19 protein-coding genes are annotated in these 19365 nt (G+C 68.9%); 17 read left to right on the top strand and 2 right to left on the bottom strand.

All coding sequences use genetic code 11. The annotated features are described in order from the left end of the window. Positions 1-7: 7 nt before the first annotated feature. Both hpt and RMCB_RS08630 read left to right on the top strand, forming a co-directional pair. The gene (gene hpt, locus RMCB_RS08625; protein WP_062828443.1) at positions 8-586 is read left to right on the top strand and encodes a hypoxanthine phosphoribosyltransferase; all 579 of its coding nucleotides are present in this window, start codon (positions 8-10) and stop codon (positions 584-586) included. A 46-nt stretch (positions 587-632) separates the two neighbouring features. Then, positions 633-2822 carry a molybdopterin-dependent oxidoreductase gene (locus RMCB_RS08630; RefSeq protein WP_062828444.1) on the top strand — a complete coding sequence of 730 codons (2190 nt, stop codon included), beginning with the start codon at positions 633-635 and terminating at the stop codon, positions 2820-2822. Between the two features lies 1 nt (position 2823). Here RMCB_RS08630 and RMCB_RS08635 read toward each other — a convergent pair whose 3' ends face one another. Then, positions 2824-3558: an SIMPL domain-containing protein gene (locus RMCB_RS08635; RefSeq protein WP_062828554.1), complete on the bottom strand. Its 735-nt coding sequence runs from the start codon at positions 3556-3558 to the stop codon at positions 2824-2826. A gap of 109 nt (positions 3559-3667) precedes the next feature. On the opposite strand from RMCB_RS08635, the gene RMCB_RS08640 reads away from it, so the two are divergent. From RMCB_RS08640 to RMCB_RS08655, 4 genes are read left to right on the top strand one after another with little or no spacing between them, the layout of a single operon-like run. Beyond that, on the top strand, positions 3668-5119 hold the full coding sequence (locus RMCB_RS08640) for an aldehyde dehydrogenase (RefSeq protein WP_072278434.1): 1452 nt from the start codon (positions 3668-3670) through the stop codon (positions 5117-5119). A 28-nt stretch (positions 5120-5147) separates the two neighbouring features. Then, positions 5148-6491, top strand: coding sequence for an MFS transporter (locus RMCB_RS08645; protein ID WP_062828445.1), 1344 nt, complete (start codon positions 5148-5150; stop codon positions 6489-6491). After that, positions 6488-7459 carry an amidohydrolase family protein gene (locus RMCB_RS08650; RefSeq protein WP_062828446.1) on the top strand — a complete coding sequence of 324 codons (972 nt, stop codon included), beginning with the start codon at positions 6488-6490 and terminating at the stop codon, positions 7457-7459. The genes RMCB_RS08645 and RMCB_RS08650 overlap by 4 nt, the downstream gene beginning before the upstream one ends. A 1-nt stretch (position 7460) precedes the next feature. Then, positions 7461-8549 (top strand): NADH:flavin oxidoreductase/NADH oxidase, encoded by a 1089-nt coding sequence (locus RMCB_RS08655; protein WP_062828447.1) that lies wholly within the window; start codon positions 7461-7463, stop codon positions 8547-8549. 8 nt (positions 8550-8557) lie between these two features. On the opposite strand, the gene RMCB_RS08660 is transcribed toward RMCB_RS08655, so the two are convergent. Continuing rightward, the gene (locus RMCB_RS08660; protein WP_062828448.1) at positions 8558-9484 is read right to left on the bottom strand and encodes an alpha/beta fold hydrolase; all 927 of its coding nucleotides are present in this window, start codon (positions 9482-9484) and stop codon (positions 8558-8560) included. Positions 9485-9616: 132 nt separating this feature from the next. On the opposite strand from RMCB_RS08660, the gene ftsH reads away from it, so the two are divergent. The 11 genes from ftsH (at position 9617) to RMCB_RS08715 (ending at position 19352) form a co-directional block, all read left to right on the top strand. Continuing rightward, entirely contained in the window at positions 9617-11923 is a 2307-nt protein-coding gene (ftsH, locus tag RMCB_RS08665; RefSeq protein WP_029369346.1) for an ATP-dependent zinc metalloprotease FtsH, read from the top strand. 21 nt (positions 11924-11944) lie between these two features. Then, positions 11945-12559, top strand: a complete 615-nt coding sequence (folE, locus tag RMCB_RS08670; protein ID WP_029369347.1) for a GTP cyclohydrolase I FolE — start codon at positions 11945-11947, stop codon at positions 12557-12559. Beyond that, the gene (gene folP, locus RMCB_RS08675) at positions 12556-13389 is read left to right on the top strand and encodes a dihydropteroate synthase (RefSeq protein ID WP_201028253.1); all 834 of its coding nucleotides are present in this window, start codon (positions 12556-12558) and stop codon (positions 13387-13389) included. Before folE ends, folP begins: the two co-directional genes overlap by 4 nt. After that, positions 13382-13747 (top strand): dihydroneopterin aldolase, encoded by a 366-nt coding sequence (gene folB / locus RMCB_RS08680; protein ID WP_062828449.1) that lies wholly within the window; start codon positions 13382-13384, stop codon positions 13745-13747. Before folP ends, folB begins: the two co-directional genes overlap by 8 nt. Then, positions 13744-14280 (top strand): 2-amino-4-hydroxy-6-hydroxymethyldihydropteridine diphosphokinase, encoded by a 537-nt coding sequence (gene folK, locus RMCB_RS08685; protein WP_029369350.1) that lies wholly within the window; start codon positions 13744-13746, stop codon positions 14278-14280. The genes folB and folK overlap by 4 nt, the downstream gene beginning before the upstream one ends. 3 nt (positions 14281-14283) lie before the next feature. Beyond that, the gene (locus RMCB_RS08690; RefSeq protein ID WP_062828450.1) at positions 14284-14760 is read left to right on the top strand and encodes a DUF3180 domain-containing protein; all 477 of its coding nucleotides are present in this window, start codon (positions 14284-14286) and stop codon (positions 14758-14760) included. A 77-nt stretch (positions 14761-14837) separates the two neighbouring features. Then, positions 14838-16178, top strand: coding sequence for a DUF6779 domain-containing protein (locus RMCB_RS08695; RefSeq protein WP_062828451.1), 1341 nt, complete (start codon positions 14838-14840; stop codon positions 16176-16178). Positions 16179-16259: 81 nt separating this feature from the next. Continuing rightward, positions 16260-17183, top strand: coding sequence for a Rossmann-like and DUF2520 domain-containing protein (locus RMCB_RS08700; protein ID WP_062828452.1), 924 nt, complete (start codon positions 16260-16262; stop codon positions 17181-17183). Beyond that, positions 17180-18118, top strand: coding sequence for a pantoate--beta-alanine ligase (panC, locus tag RMCB_RS08705; protein WP_062828453.1), 939 nt, complete (start codon positions 17180-17182; stop codon positions 18116-18118). The genes RMCB_RS08700 and panC overlap by 4 nt, the downstream gene beginning before the upstream one ends. Further along, on the top strand, positions 18118-18537 hold the full coding sequence (panD, locus tag RMCB_RS08710) for an aspartate 1-decarboxylase (RefSeq protein ID WP_062828454.1): 420 nt from the start codon (positions 18118-18120) through the stop codon (positions 18535-18537). Before panC ends, panD begins: the two co-directional genes overlap by 1 nt. Continuing rightward, complete coding sequence (locus RMCB_RS08715) at positions 18537-19352, top strand: type III pantothenate kinase (protein WP_029369356.1); 816 nt, start codon at positions 18537-18539, stop codon at positions 19350-19352. The genes panD and RMCB_RS08715 overlap by 1 nt, the downstream gene beginning before the upstream one ends. Positions 19353-19365: the final 13 nt, after the last annotated feature.

The raw sequence follows: 19365 nt of genomic DNA on the forward strand, positions 1-19365 counted from the left end.
GTTCCCCGTGGCCGTCGACTCTGCCGAACTGTATGCAGGAGACATCAAATCGGTGCTGTTGTCCGAGGAGCAGATCCGGACCCGCACTGCCGAACTGGCCGAGATGATCGCCGAGGAGTATCGCGACAACCTCGGCAGCGACGACCTGCTGCTGGTGACCGTGCTCAAGGGCGCGGTCATGTTCGTCACCGATCTGGCCCGCTCCATCCCGCTGCCCACCCAGCTGGAGTTCATGGCGGTCAGCTCCTACGGCTCATCCACCTCGTCGTCGGGTGTGGTGCGCATCCTCAAGGACCTCGACCGCGACATCAACGACCGTGACGTGCTGATCGTCGAGGACATCATCGACTCCGGGCTCACGCTGTCGTGGCTGCTGCGCAACCTGGCCACCCGCCATCCGCGCTCGTTGCGGGTGTGCACGCTGCTGCGCAAACCCGAGGCCGTCAAGACCGAGCTCGACGTCGCCTATGTGGGCTTCGACATCCCCAACGAGTTCGTCGTCGGGTACGGCCTGGACTTCGCCGAGCGCTACCGGGACCTGCCCTACATCGGCACCCTCGAACCGAAGGTCTACGAGCAGCACTAAGGCCGGAGGCTTACGAAAAGGCACGGCGCGGCGCAGAATCGCACGCATGGCCGACACGAGCACTGCCCTGCGGATCTGCCCCTTCTGTGAGGCCACGTGTGGCCTCACCCTCACCATTTCCGACGGCCGGGTGACCGGTGCCCGCGGTGACCGCGACGACGTGTTCAGTGCCGGGTTCATCTGCCCCAAGGGTGCGAGCTTCGGGCAGCTGGACAACGATCCCGACCGGCTGACGCGCCCGCTGGTGCGCCGCGATGGCGTCCTGACCGAGACCACGTGGGACGAGGCGTACGCCGTCGTCGCCGACCGGCTCGGCGCGGTGATCGGCCAGCACGGCGGATCGGCTGTCGGGGTGTATCTGGGCAACCCGAACGCCCACACCATCGCGGGCAGTCTCTACGCGCCACTGATCATCCGGGGTCTGGGCACCCGCCAGGTGTTCAGCGCCAGCACGCTGGACCAGATGCCCAAACACGTCTCGCTGGGCCTGATGTTCGGCAGCCCGGTCGCGTTCACGGTGCCCGATCTCGACCGCACCGACTATCTGGTCATCATCGGCGCCAACCCCCTGGTGTCCAACGGCAGCCTGGCCACCGCCGCCGACTTCCCCGGCAAGTTGCGGGCACTGCGCAAACGCGGAGGCAGGCTCGTCGTCATCGACCCCGCGCGCACGCAGACGGCCAAGCTCGCCGACCGACATCTGGCCCCGCGACCCGGCACGGACGCCGCGCTGCTGTTCGCGATCGTGCATGTGCTGTTCGACGAGGACCTCGTCGGTCTCGGCGACCTTGCCGAGCACGTCAACGGCGTCGAGCAGGTCCGTGCGCTGGCCGGGGAATTCTCACCGGAGGCCGTCGAGCAGGCATGCGGTGTGCCCGCGGCGGAGATCCGCACCCTGGCCCGCGAGCTCGCAGCCGCCCCGACCGCCGCCGTGTACGGCCGGATCGGCACGTCGACCGTCGAGTTCGGCACGATCGGCAGCTGGCTCGTCGACGTCGTCAACGTCCTCACCGGCAATCTCGACCGTCCGGGCGGCGTGATGTTCCCGCTCGGCGCGACGGCCCCGGCGCCGCGGCCGCCGAAACCGGGCCGCGGGTTCAAGACCGGGAGGTGGGCCAGCCGCGTATCCGGCTATCCAGAGGCGCTCTCCGAGCTGCCCGCCGCCGCGCTCGCCGAGGAGATCGACACCGCGGGCGAGGGGCAGATCAAAGCCATGATCACCGTCGCCGGGAACCCCGTGCTCTCCGCGCCCGACGGCGAGCGACTCGAAAAGGCTTTGGACAGCGTTGAATTCATGCTTTCCGTCGACCCCTATCTCAACGAGACCACGCGGCACGCCGACGTCGTCCTGCCGCCGCCGCCCCCGGCGCAGAGCGCCCACTTCGACGTCGCGCTGAACAACCTCGCCGTGCGCAACAACGTGCGCTACTCGTCGCCCGCTCTGCCGCTCGACGGCAGGCCCTCCGAGCCCGAGATCCTGTCCCGGCTCGCGCTCATCTTGTATGGCCTTGGTGCACAAGCAGATCCAGGACTCGTCGACGCGCAGGTGATCGCGACGACGCTTGCGAAGGAGACCGCCGACCCCGATTCGCCGGTGGCGGGACGCGACGTCGACGAGTTCACCGCGATGCTGTATCCGGGCCCGGGCTACGAACGCCGCCTGGACATGATGCTGCGGCTCGGGCCGTATGGCGACGCGTTCGGCGCCAAGCCCGACGGGCTCACACTGGAGCGGCTCAAGGCTCATCCGCACGGCATCGACCTCGGCCCGCTGCGCCCGCGGATCCCCGAGGTGCTGCGAACCCCAAGTGGCCGTATCGAACTCGCGCCGGAACCGATCGTCGCCGACGTGGCGCGGCTACGCGACGCGCTGCACCGCACGGCCGGCGGGTTCCTGCTGATCGGGCGGCGGCATCTGCGGTCCAACAACAGCTGGATGCACAACCTGCCCGCGCTGTCGGGCGGTTCCAACCGCTGCACGCTGCAGATCCACCCCGACGACGCGGCCGATCTGGGGCTCACCGACATCGCCGTCGTCAAGGGCCCCGGCGGTGAGCTGCTGGCCCCCATCGAGGTGACCGACGGCATGCGCCGCGGTGTGGTCTCGCTGCCGCACGGCTGGAGCGCGGACCGCGGCGTGAACGTCAACCAGCTCAACGACGGCACGCATCTGGACCCGCTCTCGGGAACCGCGGTGCTCAACGGGATTCCCGTCGACATCGCACCGGCAGGCTAGGTCAGGTCAGTTCCCAGATCACCGTCACGGTGAAATTGACGGTCTGCTGGCCCGGCTCCAACGGCACCGAGTCCACCGACATGCGTGGCATCGGGGCGGGCGTCGGGGGCGTGGAACCGGACTGCTCGGAGATCGAGATGACCTTGCCCAAGTTGAGCCCGGACAGTTGCGCGTACTGCTCGGCGCGGTTCTTGGCGTCGTTGAACGCCTGGGCCCGAGCGTCTTTCACGAGCTGGGAGTCGTCCTCGATCGAGTAGCTCACCGAGTTGATGCGCGTCGCGTCCCCGCCCGTGTTGGCGATGAGCGCCAGCAGCTGTGACGCCGCGGTGATGTCGCGGATCTTGACGTCGATGGCATTGCTGGCCCGGTACGCGATGGTCGTGCCGTCGGCATTGGTCTGCGGTTGCACGCTGACGTGGGTTGTGGTGATGTCCTTGCGGTCCACCTTGTTGCCTACGAGCGCGTCGATCACGGCCTGCTGGCGCTGGCTCGACTGGCTGAGCGCGGCGGTGACGTCCCCCGAGACGAACTCCATCGCCACGTTGGCAGTCAGGGTGTCGGGCGTGCCTTGCACCTTGCCGGAGCCGATCACGGTGACCTGGCGGGTGTCGGGTGAGCCGCTGCGGGCGTCGGGTCCGGACTTGGCGTCGCATGCCGACACCCCGGTGATGAGCAGAGCCGCCAGCACGGCGACGAGAGCACGGGTTCGCAACTTCGCATTCGCGGCGATCGCCATGCCACGGGACCCTACCGGCACGCGTGCGATGTTGATATCCACATAGTTGGGTTAAAACGATGTTGCCGGCAACATAGGGCGTGGTCACAGCTGTGCTGACACTCGATGCATGACCTCACCGCTCACCCGCGACATCATCGATCCCGCCACCGGCGCGGTGATCAGCACTCTGCCCGAGCACGGACCCGCCGACGTCGACGCCGCCGTGGCCCGCGCCAAGGCCGCGTTCGAAACCGGACCGTGGCCGGCCATGACCCGCAGCGAACGGGCCCGGCTGCTGTTGCGCATCGCCGATGCCATCGAGCAGCACTCCGAAGCGCTCTACCGACTGGAGACCCGCAACAACGGCAGACCCATCACCGAGACCAGGGCCCAGCTGTCCCGGGTCCCGGAGTGGTTCCGGTACAACGCCGGACTGCTCGCCGCGCAGCGATATGCCGTGCTCCCGGGTGACGGGCCCTACCTGACGTATCAGCAGCGGTTGCCGCTCGGCGTGTGCGGCATCATCACGCCGTTCAACCATCCGATGCTGATCCTGGCCCGCAGCCTGTCCGCTGCGCTGGCCAACGGCAACACCGCGGTGGTCAAACCTTCGGAGCTCACCCCCCTGACCACCCTCGAGCTGGTGCGGATCATGACCGATGCCGGCCTGCCCGACGGCGTGGTCACCGTGGTGACCGGCGGACGTGATGCCGGTGTCCGGCTCACCGAACATCCCGACATCGCCAAGGTCACGCTCACCGGCGGTACCGAGGCCGGCCGGTCGGCCGCGATTGCGACCGCGGCACGTTTCGCCCGGGTCACCGCCGAACTGGGCGGCAAGACCCCGATCATCGTGTTCGACGACGTCGATCCCGTCGTCGCGGCCGAAGGCGCCGCCTTCGCCTCATTCGTCGCGGCCGGTCAGTCCTGCGTGGCCGGATCGCGATTCCTGGTGCACCGCAATGTGTATGACGACTTCGTCACCGCGCTGGCCAAGCGAGCGGGTGCGATCCGCATCGGCGACCCAGGCGACGCCGACACCCAGCTCGGCCCGCTGATCAGCGAACGCCAGCGGGACAAGGTCCGCGCGCTGATCGATACCGGCCGCGACGAGGGCGCCCGGGTCGCCGCCGGTGGTGCGACCCCCGAGCTGCCCGCGCCGCTGAACGACGGGTTCTTCCTGCAGCCCACCGTGCTGGCCGACGCCACGATGGCCATGACGGTGGCCACCGACGAGATCTTCGGTCCCGTCGCGGTGGTCATCCCGTTCGATGACGAGGACGAGGCCGTCGCCATGGCCAACGACAACCGCTACGGCCTGGGGGCCGGCCTGTGGACCACCGACCTGGCCCGGGCACACCGCGTGGCCGGCCGCGTCGTGGCGGGCATGGTGTGGATCAACGACCACCACCGGCTCGAACCGTCACTGCCGTGGGGCGGGGTCAAGGAGTCCGGTGTCGGAAAAGACGCCGGCACTGAATCATTCGACGACTTCTCGTGGATCAAGACGGTCGTGGTACGCACCGCCGCCGAACCCGTCGACTGGTACGGCGAGCACGACAATGCCCGGCTCAATTGAGCGCCCGGCGGAACCGAAAGGAGTAGAGGTGTCATCGCATTCCGAAACCGCCACGCGCGGGAGTTGGCGCACCGAGATCGGTCGCGTGCAATGGCTGGTTCTGGTCGGCACCACATTGGGCTGGGGGCTGGACGGCTTCGCAGGCAGCCTGTACGTGCTGGTGCTCGGCCCGGCGATGGGAGAACTGTTGCCGAACAGCGGAATCGAGGCCGGCGCTTCGGCAATCGGGTTCTACGGCGGGCTCACCATCGCATTGTTCTTGTTGGGCTGGGCCACCGGCGGCGTGCTGTTCGGCATGCTCGCCGACTACTTCGGCCGCACCCGGGTGCTGTCGCTGGGAATCCTCACGTACGCGGCGTTCACCGCGCTGGCGGCGTTCACCGACACCTGGTGGCAGCTGGCCATCCTGCGATTCATCGCCGGTCTGGGATCGGGTGTGGAAGCCCCGGTCGGTGCCGCGCTGATCGCCGAGACCTGGCGCAACCGGTTCCGGGCCCGTGCCAGCGGAATCATGATGTCCGGTTATGCCGCAGGGTTTTTCGTGGCCGCTGCCGTCTACGCCTTGTTCGGCAGCCACGGCTGGCGGCCGATGCTGGCGCTGGCGGTGGTGCCCGCGGTGGTGGTGTGGTTCGTGCGCCGCTATGTTCCCGAGCCCGAAGAGGTCGACGCCGGCATCCAGGCCAGGAAGGCGCGTAAACAGCAGGGCTCCAGCCTTTCTCGGGACCGCTTCGTGCTCGCGCGGCTGTTCACCCCACCGCTGCTGCGGCCGACGCTGGTGATCACGGCGCTGGCGTCGGGCTCGCTCATCGCGTTCTGGAGTGTGTCGACCTGGTATCCGCAGATGATCCGGCAGTTGACGGCGGCAGGCGGACTCGGGCGCGAACTGGCCGATCACCGGGTGGCCATGGCGTCGATGCTGTTCAACGCGGGCGGCATAGTCGGATACGGGGCCTGGGGCTTCCTGGCCGACGCGATCGGGCGCCGTCGTGCCTTCGCGGTCACGTTCGCGGTATCGGCCGTCGGTATCGTCTACACGTTCGTCTTCGACCGCACCTACACAGAATTCCTGGTTGCCATGCCGATACTCGGGTTCGGCCTGTTCGGTTCGCTCTCAGGCTTGTTCGTCTACGGGCCCGAGCTGTTTCCGACCAGCGTGCGGGCCACGGCCCTGGCGGTCGCCAACTGCGTCGGGCGGTATCTCACCGCCGCGGGCCCGCTCGTCGCCGGTGTCATCGCGACCTCATGGTTCGGCGGGGATCTGGGAATGGCCACCGCAGCGGTGGCCGCACTGGGCCTGATCGGAGTGGTCGGCCTGGCCTTCGCACCCGAGACCCGCGGTAAGCCCCTGCCCACCGAACGGAGCGCATCATGAACCACGACAGCATGATCGACGTGCACGCCCACTGGCTGCCACGAGACCTGTTCGGTCTGCCCGAGGGCGCACCGTACGGTGCGATGCACGACCGGGACGGCGAGCTGTACCTGGGCGAGATTCCACTGTCCATCGCCACCGGCGCCATGAGCGATGTCGGGGCGATCCTCGACGACATGCGGGTCAAGGGCATCGGGATACGCGCCCTGTCGGCGCCGCCGTTCGCCTTCCCGCTCAGTGCGGGCGAGCGCAACGAGGCCTATGCCGCGGCGTTCAATTCCGCACTCGCCGAAGAGGTGTCGCGTTCCGACGGCCGATTGGTCGGACTGGGCATGGTCACGCTCGGGGATACCGGTGCGGCGACGCGGCAGCTGGAGGAACTGGCCCGCACCGATGGTGTGCACGGCGTGGCGATCCCGCCGCTGGTGGACAGTCGATCGCTGGATACCGGCATCCTGCGTCACGTCCTGACCGAGGCACACCGGCTGGGCCTGGCCGTGCTGGTGCATCCGATGCAACTGCCGCGGCCCGAGTGGCCCGACTACTACCTGGCCAACCTGATCGGCAACCCGGTCGAAACCGCAACGGCCGTCGCGTCATTGGTGCTCGGCGGGGTGACGGACGCCCTGCCTGGCCTGCGGATCTGCTTCGTGCACGGCGGCGGCTGCTCGCCGTGGTTGCTCAGCCGCTGGACACACGCCTGGAAGGCCCGCCCCGACGTGCGGCGGGCTTCGTCAGGCCCTCCCGATGCCGCGTACCGCACGCTCTACTTCGACACCGTCGTCTACGACCAGCGCCAGCTCGAGCTGCTGCACGGCGTGGCCGGCCCCGACCGGATCGCCTGTGGCAGCGACTATCCCTTCGACATGGCCGAACCCGATCCGGCCCGATTCGCCCTCAGTGGCCGATCGGATGCGGCGGCGCTGCACCGGGCGGCCGCGGGCTTCCTCGGTCTCACAGGAGAATGACATGCCAAACCTGTTCACCCCCTTGACCATTCGCGATGTCACTTTCGCCCACCGGGCGTGGATGTCACCGATGATGCAGTTCGCCGCCGTCCCTGACGGCCCTGCCACCGGTTCGCCGACCGATTGGCACCTGGCCCACCTCGGCTCCCGCGCGACGGCAGGCGCCGCGCTGGTCATGATGGAGGCCACCGCCGTGCACCCGCAGGGACGCAGCAGCGATTACGACACCGGACTGTGGAACGACACCCAGGCCGAGGCCATGCGGCGGATCACCGGCTTCGTCACCGCCCAGGGCTCGGTGCCCGGGATCCAGCTGGTGCATGCCGGACGCAAGGCGTCGACGGGCCGACCCTGGCCCGACCCCGACCGCACCGAGACACAGTGGGACACCGTCGGTGCGAGTGCTGTGCCGTTCGGCCGCCTGCCCGCCCCGGCCGAGCTGAGCGTCGACGAAATCGGTGCGATAGTGCGCGCATTCGGCGATGCCGCCCAGCGCGCGGCCGACGCCGGATTCCGGGTGCTGGAACTGCACGGCGCGCACGGTTATCTGATCCACCAGTTCCTCTCGCCGCAATCCAACCACCGCACCGACGCGTACGGAGGTTCGAGCGCCAACCGGATGCGGTTCGCGCTCGAGGTTGTGCGTGCGGTTCGCGCCCGCTGGCCCGAGGAGCTGCCACTGTTCTTCCGGGTGTCGGCGACCGACTGGCTCGCCGGGGACACCGACGATCCCCGGCCGGGCTGGACGGTGCAGGACACCATCGACCTCGCGACGGCCCTCAAGCCGCTCGGTGTGGACCTGATGGACGTGTCCTCCGGCGGCTCGGTGCCGGACGCCGTCATCCCGGTCGGTCCCGGATACCAGGTCCCGTTCGCGGCGCGGGTGCGCAAGGAGGCCGAGATCGCCACGGCTGCGGTCGGGATGATCACGGACGCCGAACAAGCCGACAGCATCGTCAACGGCGAGCAGGCCGACGCGGTCTTCCTGGCGCGCGAGCTGCTGCGCAACCCGGCCTGGGTGCGCCGGGCCGCCGACCAACTGGGTGCGACGCTGGCATACCCACCGCAATACGCGCGGGCGTACCGCTGAGCCGAGGTCTACTGCGTCAGGCCGTCCAGGAACTCCAGCAGCACCGCGTTGATCTCCTCGGGGCGCTCCTGCTGTAACCAGTGCCCGGCGCCTTCGATCAGCACTTCGCGGTAATCGCCGGCGACCACGTCACGGACCCTGTCACGCGGGGTGAACCCGAGCACCGGGTCGGCGGTGCCCGCCACGAAGAGCGTCGGCGCCGTGATGGTCGGGGCCGGCGTGTGTTCCGTCAGCTCCCAGTTGCGGTCGAAGTTGCGGTACCAGTTCAGCGGACCGGTGAACCCCGTCTCGGTGAACGCCTCGATGTAGTGCTCGAATTCGTCGGCGGTCACCCAGTCCGGCAGCGGCGGCAGGGGCCGGCTCCGCAGCACGTCCGGGGGAGCGCTGATGCCCTCGAGCGTGATCAGCCGGCGCATCGACTCCCGGAGGTCGACGGCCAGTTCGGCATCGGCGACGCCGGGCTCCTGGAAGTACAGGATGTAGAAGAAGTTGTCGCCGACCATCTTGCGCCAGATCTGCGTCGGCGGTGCCGGTGCCCGGGGCACGGGCGGCACACTCATCGCGACCACGGCGCGCACCCGGTCGGGATGGAACAGCGGGAAGTTCGTCATCACCGGCGAACCCCAGTCGTGACCGATGACGACGGCAGTCTCGGCGCCGACGGCGTCGAGCAGCCCGGCGATGTCCGAGGTGAGCGCGACGATGTCGTAGTCCTCGATCGCCGGCGGCCGCGAAGACCCGCCGTAACCGCGTTGATCGGGTGCGAGTACGTGATAGCCGGCCTCGGCCAGTACGGGGATCTGATGGCGCCACGAGTAGGCGAGTTCGGGGAAACCGTGGGCGAGCACGACCACCGGGTTGCCGGGCTCGCCGGCCTCGGTCACCCGCAGTGTCACGCCGTTGGTGTCGACTAACCGTTCGGTTGGGATGAGCACGACCTCACTCAAGCATGGCCGGCTGCCGACGGCTACACCACCGTCGGGAACTGCCCGACGTTGGTCTAGCGGTAGCCTGAAAGCTCTCAACTGTGCACGTTGGAAGGACCGGGCCGAACTCGGCCGATTTTGATGAACCGGAAAAATGTGATCCGCACGCTGACCGCGATCGCGGTCGTGCTGCTGCTGGGCTGGTCGTTTCTCTATTTCAGCGACGACACCCGCGGTTACAAACCCATCGACACCTCGGTGGCGATGGCTCAGATCAACGCTGACAACGTCAACAGCGCGCAGATCGACGACCGCGAGCAACAGTTGCGGCTGGACCTGAAGAACAGCAACGGCGACACCGACAACAGCACGAAGATCATCACCAAGTTCCCGACGGGATACGCGGTGCACGTGGTCGACGCGCTGGTCGGCAAGAACGTCAAGTACAACACCGTCGTCAACCAGGGCAGCTTCCTCGGGTCGCTGCTCATCTACATGTTGCCGGTGCTGCTGCTGGTCGGCCTGTTCGTGATGTTCTCCCGCATGCAGGGCGGCGGGCGCATGGGCTTCGGCTTCGGCAAATCGCGCGCCAAGCAGTTGAGCAAGGACATGCCCAAGACCACGTTCGCCGACGTCGCAGGCGTCGACGAGGCGGTCGAGGAGCTCTACGAGATCAAGGACTTCCTGCAGAACCCGTCGCGGTATCAGGCGCTCGGCGCCAAGATCCCGCGCGGCGTGCTGCTCTACGGGCCGCCCGGTACCGGCAAGACCCTGCTGGCCCGCGCCGTGGCCGGGGAAGCCGGAGTTCCGTTCTTCACGATTTCAGGTTCGGACTTCGTCGAGATGTTCGTCGGCGTCGGCGCATCGCGCGTGCGCGACCTGTTCGAGCAGGCCAAGCAGAACAGCCCGTGCATCATCTTCGTCGACGAGATCGACGCCGTCGGCCGCCAGCGTGGCGCCGGCCTCGGCGGAGGCCACGACGAGCGCGAGCAGACCCTCAACCAGCTGCTGGTCGAGATGGACGGCTTCGGCGACCGCCAGGGCGTCATCCTCATCGCCGCCACCAACCGACCCGACATCCTCGACCCGGCGCTACTGCGGCCCGGCCGCTTCGACCGCCAGATCCCGGTGTCCAACCCGGACCTCGCGGGCCGTCGCGCCGTGCTCAAGGTGCACTCGGCGGGCAAGCCCATCTCGCCTGACGCGGACCTCGACGGCTTGGCCAAGCGCACGGTCGGCATGTCCGGCGCCGACCTGGCCAACGTCATCAACGAGGCCGCGCTGCTCACCGCGCGTGAGAACGGCACCGTCATCACCGGTCCCGCTCTCGAGGAGGCCGTCGACCGCGTCGTCGGTGGTCCGCGCCGCAAGGGCCGCATCATCAGCGAGCAGGAAAAGAAGATCACCGCCTACCACGAGGGCGGGCACACCCTGGCCGCGTGGGCGATGCCCGACATCGAGCCGATCTACAAGGTCACCATCCTGGCCCGGGGCCGCACCGGCGGCCACGCCGTCGCCGTCCCCGAGGACGACAAGGGCTTGATGACCCGCTCGGAGATGATCGCCCGGCTGGTGTTCGCCATGGGCGGACGCGCCGCAGAAGAGCTCGTGTTCCGCGAGCCCACCACCGGCGCGGTGTCCGACATCGAGCAGGCCACCAAGATCGCCAGGGCCATGGTCACCGAGTACGGCATGAGCAGCAAGCTGGGCGCCGTCCGCTACGGCACCGAGCACGGCGATCCGTTCCTCGGCCGCACCATGGGTACGCAGGCCGACTTCGGGCACGAGGTCGCTCGCGACATCGACGACGAGGTACGCAAGCTCATCGAGGCCGCGCACACCGAGGCGTGGGAGATCCTCACCGAATACCGCGACGTGCTCGACACACTGGCCGGCGAGCTGCTGGAGAAGGAAACCCTGCACCGCGCCGAACTCGAAGCGATCTTCGGCGAGGTCAAGAAGCGTCCCCGGCTGACCATGTTCGACGACTTCGGCGGCCGGGTGCCGTCGGACAAGCCGCCGATCAAGACCCCTGGTGAGATCGCCATCGAGCGCGGCGAGCCGTGGCCGCCGCCGGTTCCCGAGCCCGCCTTCAAGGCCGCCATCGCCGCCGCCAGCCGCGAGGCCGAGCGGCAGAACCGTGCCAACGGCGCCGGAGTCGCAGGCAACGGCGCCCCCAGCGGGCCCACGCAGCCCGATTACGGCGCCCCCGCCGGCTGGCACGCGCCGGGCTGGCCGCCGCCGCCACAGCAGCAGAACCAGCAGCAACCCGCCGGGTACCACCCGCAGCAGGGTTACTGGTATCCGCCGCCACATCCGTCGGGATGGCAACAGCCCCAGCCGTACCCGTATCAGCCCTACCCGCATCCTGGTCAGTCGGCGGCCGCGCCGGACCGGCCCGCGCCGCCGAACTCGAATGAGGATTCAGGCCAGGACAAGGATCGCTGATCCGAGAACGGAGGACTTCGAATGACGAAGCCCGCGACGCGGTCGCCGAGCACCAACAACAACCATCGGGTGTTCGACCAACCGCGTGCCGAAGCTGCCGTGCGCGAGTTGCTCATCGCCATCGGCGAGGATCCGGACCGCCAGGGGCTGGTCGACACCCCGGCCCGGGTGGCGCGGGCCTACAAGGAACTGATGGCCGGGCTGTACACGGATCCGGATGCGGTGCTCAACACGACCTTCGACGAGCAACACGATGAGCTGGTGCTGGTCAAAGAGATTCCGATGTACTCGACGTGCGAGCACCACCTGGTGTCGTTCCATGGCGTGGCTCACGTCGGCTACATCCCCGGCGAGGACGGGCGGGTGACAGGTCTGTCGAAGATCGCCCGGTTGGTCGACCTGTACTCGAAACGCCCACAGGTGCAGGAACGGCTGACCGCGCAGATCGCCGACGCGCTGATGCGCAAGCTCTCGCCCCGCGGGACGATCGTGGTGATCGAGGCCGAGCACCTGTGCATGGCGATGCGCGGGGTCCGCAAACCGGGTGCCATCACCACGACTTCTGCGGTGCGTGGACAGTTCAAGACCGACAAGGCATCTCGGGCCGAGGCGCTGGAACTTATCCTCCGTAAGTGAAGTCCACCCGTGTGCAGGTGATGGGGGTCGTCAACGTCACCGACGATTCCTTCTCCGACGGCGGAAAATTCATCGATCGCGACCGGGCCGTGGCGCACGGCTTGTCGTTGGCCGCCGCAGGCGCGGCCATCGTGGATGTGGGCGGTGAATCCACCCGCCCCGGTGCGACGCGGGTGGATCCGCGCGTCGAGGCCGCACGGGTCGCCCCGGTCATCGAAAAGCTTGCCGCGCACGGCATCACCGTCAGCATCGACACGATGCACGCCGATGTCGCGAGTGCGGCGCTGGCCTGTGGAGCGACGATCGTCAACGACGTGTCCGGGGGCCTGGCCGACCCCAACATGGCCGGTGTGGTGGCGGACGCGAAGTGTATCTGGGTGCTCATGCACTGGCGTTCTGTGCAGGCCGACCGCCCGCACCACGTTCCCGAATACCGTGACGTGGTCGCCGACGTGCGCGCCGAACTGCTCGCCCGCGTCGATGCCGCGGTGGCCGCCGGGGTGGACGCCGATCGGCTGATCATCGATCCCGGGTTGGGATTCGCCAAGACGGGCCAACACAATTGGGCGCTTTTGCGGGCGCTTCCCGAACTGGTGGGCACCGGGATTCCGGTACTTGTCGGGGCGTCGCGCAAGCGTTTCCTCGGGACGTTGCTGGCAGGGCCGGACGGTGAACCGCGCCCACCGGACGGCAGGGAGACCGCGACCGCGGTGATCTCCGCGCTGGCCGGCGCGTACGGGGCGTGGGGCGTGCGGGTGCATGACGTGACCGCGTCGGTCGACGCATTGCGCGTACTCGATGCGTGGGAAGCGGGAGGGCTCAATGACTGATCGAATTGAGTTGCGCGGCTTGAAGGTTCGCGGCAATCACGGCGTGTTCGAGCATGAGCGGCGCGACGGCCAGGACTTCGTGGTCGACATCACGGCCTGGCTCGACCTGCAGGCCGCGGCGGTCAGCGACGACCTCGGTGACACGCTGGATTACGGCGCGCTGGCCCAGCGCGCGGCGGACATCGTGGCCGGGCCGCCCCGAAATCTGATCGAGACGGTTTCGGCGGAGATCGCCGACGCCATCATGGCCGACGAGCGGCTACACGCCGTCGAGGTCGTGGTGCACAAGCCGAGCGCGCCGATCCCGTTGACGTTCGACGATGTCGCAGTGGTGGCGAGGAGGTCGAGGCGCCGATGACGTCCGTTGTGTTGTCGATCGGGTCCAATCTCGGTGACCGGATGGCCCGGCTGCAATCGGTCCTCGACGGGCTGGGCCCCGCCGTGCGGGCCGTGTCCCCGGTGTACGAAACCGATGCGTGGGGCGGCGTGGAACAGGGCCCGTTCCTCAACGCGGTGCTCATCGCCGACGATCCGGCGCTCGACGGGCAGGGATGGCTGCGGCGTGGTCAGGAGCTGGAACAAGCCGCGGGCCGGGTTCGCGGTCAGCGGTGGGGCCCGCGCACCCTCGACGTCGACCTGATCGCCTGCTACGACGGCGACGTCGAACTGAGCTCGCGTACCGACGGCCTCACGCTGCCGCACCCCTTGGCGCACCTGAGGGCGTTCGTGCTGATCCCGTGGCTGGCGGTGGACCCCGATGCCACACTGACCGTCGCGGGCCAAAAGCGTCCTGTGCAGCGCTTGCTGTCCGATGTCGAGCAGGCCGAACGCGACGGCGTACGGCCGACGGACCTGACGCTGACCCTGCGGACCGAACCCACGCAGGACTGAGCGATGGGGCCTACCCGCAAGCGTGACCTCGCAGGCACCGTCGCCGCCGTGGCCGTCGCCAGCTATCTGCTGGTCGTCGTGCTCTATCGCTGGTTTCCGCCGATCACCGTCTGGACCGGGATTTCACTGCTGGCGGTGGCGATAGCCGAGGCCGGTTGGGCGTTCTACGTGCGATCCAAGATCAGCGCAGGGCAGATCGGCGTCGGCGGTGGGCGGCTGCATCCGCTGTCGGTCGCGCGCGGTGTGATCATCGCCAAGGCCTCGGCATGGGTCGGGGCCATCGTGGCGGGCTGGTGGATCGGGGTCCTGGTCTACCTGCTGCCGCGCCGGGGCGAGTTGCGGGTGGCGGCCGAGGACACCAAGGGCGTGGTGGTTGCCGTCGTCAGCGCGCTGGCATTGGTGGTTGCCGCACTGTGGCTACAGCATTGCTGCAAGTCTCCGGAAGAGCCGCCCGACGGTGGTGACACAGCGCCCGAGTGAACGGCCGGCGAAGCTTGGTGGCCGAATCGCCGTCGCGGTCGACACGCTAGGTGACCTGTGACAGGTACAGTCGGCCCATGACCGTTCTGCCCCGCGGTGCTCGGCCACGGCGCGGCGGCCGAAGGCCAGGCTGGCTGCTCTTAACAGTGTTGCTGGTGCTCGCTATTTTGGCGAGTTCGGCGCTGGTGTTCACCGACCGCGTTGAGTTGCTGAAGTTAGCCGTCATCCTGGCATTGTGGGCCGCCGTGGTGGCGGCGTTCGTCTCCGTCATCTACCGCCGCCAGAGCGATCTCGACCAGGCCAAGGCCCGCGATCTGAAACTGGTGTACGACCTCCAGCTCGATCGTGAGATCTCGGCGCGGCGCGAATACGAACTGACCGTGGAAAGCCAGCTGCGCCGCGAACTGGCTTCCGAGCTGCGGGCCCAGGCCGCCGACGAGGTCGCTGCGCTGCGCGCCGAGTTGGCAGCGTTGCGGGCAAACCTCGAGATCCTGTTCGACGCCGACCTGTCGCACCGGCCGGCCATCGAGAACGACAAGAGCACGGTGCGGGCCGCCGGCCGGGTCACCGCCAGCAGGCTTGACGTGTCCCCGGTCGAGGACACCGACATCCGCAGCGTCCGGACCGAGGAAAGCCCCATCATCGACGTCCCGGCCGAGCCGCACCCGTCGGAGAACGACTGGGACGCCGCGGCGGCAGCGGCCGCAGCAGCCGGCGGCGCCCACCGGCTGTCCACGCAGGGCCCCGAGCAGCCGCGCCGCAGGCGCCGCATGGCCGAGGACCAGCAAGTTCGGCCGCCCCAGCAGCAGGAACCGCGCCGCCCGACACCGCCGCAGCAGACGCCGCCGCAGCCTGTTCCCCCGCAGCAACAGCCGCCGTCGACCTGGGCGCCGCCACCCCCGCCGCCGACCATGCCGCCGATGGAACCGTCTCCGACCCTCGACGTGCCTGCCGCGCAGCGCCCCGCGCCACCGAGCAGCCCGTGGTCCCCGCCGGGTGCCCCGCCGCACCGGCTGCCCGAGCAGCCCTCGACCGAGTGGCAGCCCGCACCCGCCGAAGGGCAGTTCATCCCCGCCGGGGCGCCGGGCAGCAACTGGGTCGCCCCGCCTGTGCCGGAGAACGGGGTGTCCAACGAGTATGTCGGCCGCCGCCGGGCTCCCGAGCAGGCCCCCGCCGAGCCGGTGATGTCCACCCAGCCGCCCGAACCGCCCCGCGGCCGCCACTCCGCCGCGTCCGACGTGGGCGATCCCGGCCGTCCGGTCCTGGCTGCGGAACCCTCGCAGCCCCCGCCGCCACCGGAGCCGGAACCTGACGAAGCCAATGGTCAGCACGCCGGCGGGCAGTCGGTGACCGAGCTGCTGGCCCGCTTCCAGGCGACCCCAGCCCAAGGTGGCGGTCGCAGACGCCGCGACGAGTGAGCTAATCTGTGGCAACCGTCCGGTACCCGCAACGCGGGACTGGAACGATGACAACTACTTCAACTTGTGAGGTCGTCTGCGATGGAGCAGTTCGACGGGCTGCGTCCGGCGCGCCTCTCGGTCGGGATCATCTCGGCCGGTCGCGTCGGGACTGCGCTCGGCTACGCCCTGGAGCGGGCCGAGCATGTCGTGGTGGCGTGCAGCGCCATCTCGGAGCCTTCCCGGCTGCGCGCCCAGCGCAGGCTGCCGGATACGGCGATACTGCCCGTCCACGAGGTCGCGGGGCGCGCCGAACTGTTGTTGCTGACGGTTCCTGACGCGGAACTGGCTGCGCTGGTGGCCGGGTTGGCCGCGACGGGTGCGGTGCGGCCGGGCACCATCGTGGCGCACACCTCCGGTGCCAACGGTGTCGGCATCCTGGCCCCGCTGACCGCACAAGGCTGCATCCCGCTGGCCATCCACCCTGCGATGACCTTCACCGGCTCCGACGAGGACATCGCCCGGCTGCCCGACACGTGCTTCGGGGTCACCGCCGCCGACGAGGTGGGCTACGCGATCGGCCAGTCGCTGGTGCTGGAGATCGGCGGTGAGCCGTTCCGGGTCCGCGAAGATGCCAGGACGCAGTACCACGCCGCCCTGGCGCACGTCAGCAACCATCTGGTGACCCTGGTGCTCGACGCCGTGGACGTGCTGCGGGCATCGCTGCGCGGGCAAGAGCTGCTCGGCCAGGAACTTGTCGGCGACGAACCCGGCGGCCTGGCCGAACGGGTGGTGGCCCCGCTGGCGCGAGCAGCGCTCGAAAACGCACTGCAGCGTGGTCAGGCCGCGCTGACCGGGCCGGTGGCACGCGGCGACGCCGCCGCGGTCGCCGCCCATCTGAACGCTCTGGAAGAACTGGATCCTCAACTAGCCCAGGCATATCGGGCCAACTCACTGCGTACTGCCCAGCGTGCCCACGCACCCGGAGACGTCTTCGAGGTGCTGGCGGAAACGAGCCAACGATGAGCCTGGACACCCCACCGAAATTCACCGCAGGGGAACTCAACGTCTACCGGGACCCTGCCGACGTCTCCGCCGTCACGCGCGCGCTGCGGGGCACCGGGCGGCGGGTGGCGCTGGTGCCCACCATGGGTGCGCTGCACGAAGGGCATCTGACCTTGGTCAAGGCCGCCAAGCGCGTGCCGGGGTCGGTGGTGGTGGTGTCGATCTTCGTCAACCCGCTGCAGTTCGGGGCGGGGGAGGACCTCGACGCCTACCCCCGCACCCTCGATGACGATCTGGCCGCGCTGCGCGCAGAAGGGGTGGACATCGCGTTCACCCCGACCGTCGCCGAGATCTACCCCGACGGGCCGCGCACCGAGGTGCATCCCGGACCGCTCGGTGAGGAGCTCGAAGGGGCTTCGCGCCCAGGGCATTTCGCCGGCGTGCTGACAGTCGTGCTGAAACTGCTGAACATCGTCCACCCCGACAAGGCCTACTTCGGTGAGAAGGACTACCAGCAGCTGGCGCTGATCCGCCAGATGGTCACCGATCTCAACGTCGATGCGCAGATCGTCGGCGTGCCCACCGTGCGCGAGTCCGACGGGCTGGCCCTGTCCTCGCGCAACCGCTACCTCGACGCCGACGAGCGGGAGCAGGCCACCGCGCTGTCGGCGGCGCTGCTGGCGGGCAAGTACGCCGCGGCGGGAGGCGCAGGTGCGGCCATCGATGCGGCCAGGGCCGTGCTCGACGAGGTGCCCGCCATCGACGTGGACTACCTGCAGGTCCGCGACCCGCGGTTGGGCCCCGCACCCGAGGAGGGGCAGGCCCGGTTGCTGGTCGCCGCGCGGCTGGGCCGAACCCGGCTGCTCGACAACATCGCCGTCGACATCGGCGCGTCCGCGGGTATCGACGGACACCCCCGCGTCGACGACAGCCACGAACTGCCCTGGAGGAACTGATGCAACGCACCATGCTCAAATCGAAGATCCACCGGGCCACGGTGACCCAGGCCGACCTGCACTACGTCGGTTCGGTCACCATCGACGCCGACCTGATGGACGCTGCCGACCTGCTCGAAGGCGAGCAGGTGACCATCGTCGACATCGACAACGGCGCGCGGCTGGTGACCTATGCGATCACCGGTGAGCGGGGCACCGGCGTCATCGGGATCAACGGTGCCGCAGCGCATCTCGTCCATCCAGGCGATCTGGTGATCCTGATCGCGTACGGCGTGATGGAGGACGCCGAGGCACGTGCGTACCGCCCGCGGATCGTGTTCGTCGACTCCGACAACAAGCAGATCGACCTGGGGCTGCACAGCGGCGACCCGGCCTATGTACCGGCCGAATACGCGTCCGAACTGATGTCGCCACGCTGATGCTGCTCGCGATAGACGTCCGCAACACCCACACCATCGTCGGGTTGATCTCCGGTTCGGGAGATCACGCGAAAGTGGTGCAGCAGTGGCGGATTCGTACCGAGTCCGAGGTGACGGCCGACGAGCTGGCCCTGACCATCGACGGGCTGATCGGCGACGACTCCGACCAGTTGACCGGGGCGGCGGGGCTGTCGACCGTGCCGTCGGTGCTGCACGAGGTGCGGCTGATGCTCGAGCAGTACTGGCCTGCCGTGCCGCACGTGCTGATCGAGCCCGGCGTGCGCACCGGCATCCCGCTTCTGGTGGACAACCCCAAAGAGGTCGGCGCCGACCGCATCGTGAATTGCCTTGCCGCGTACCACAAATACGGAACGGCCGCGATCGTGGTGGATTTCGGCTCGTCCATCTGCGTCGACGTGGTGTCGGCCAAGGGCGAGTTCCTCGGCGGGGCGATCGCGCCAGGTGTGCAGGTGTCGTCCGACGCCGCGGCGGCCCGCTCGGCCGCGCTGCGCCGGGTCGAGCTCACCCGCCCCCGCTCGGTGATCGGCAAGAACACCGTCGAGTGCATGCAGTCCGGTGCGGTCTTCGGATTCGCCGGTCTGGTCGACGGCCTGGTCAGCCGCATCCGTGAGGACGTCGACGGATTCTCGGGCAGCAATGTCGCCGTGGTGGCCACCGGATACACCGCTCCGCTGGTGCTGCCGGATCTGCGTACCGTCGAGCACTACGACCGGCATCTGACCCTCGACGGGCTGCGGCTGATCTTCGAACGCAACCGGGACTCACAGCGCGGACGGCTCAAGCCTGCGCGCTGACTAAGCTGGCATT

It is taken from the genome of Mycolicibacterium brisbanense, from assembly GCF_001570425.1.
In the GTDB taxonomy this organism is placed as follows: domain Bacteria; phylum Actinomycetota; class Actinomycetes; order Mycobacteriales; family Mycobacteriaceae; genus Mycobacterium; species Mycobacterium brisbanense.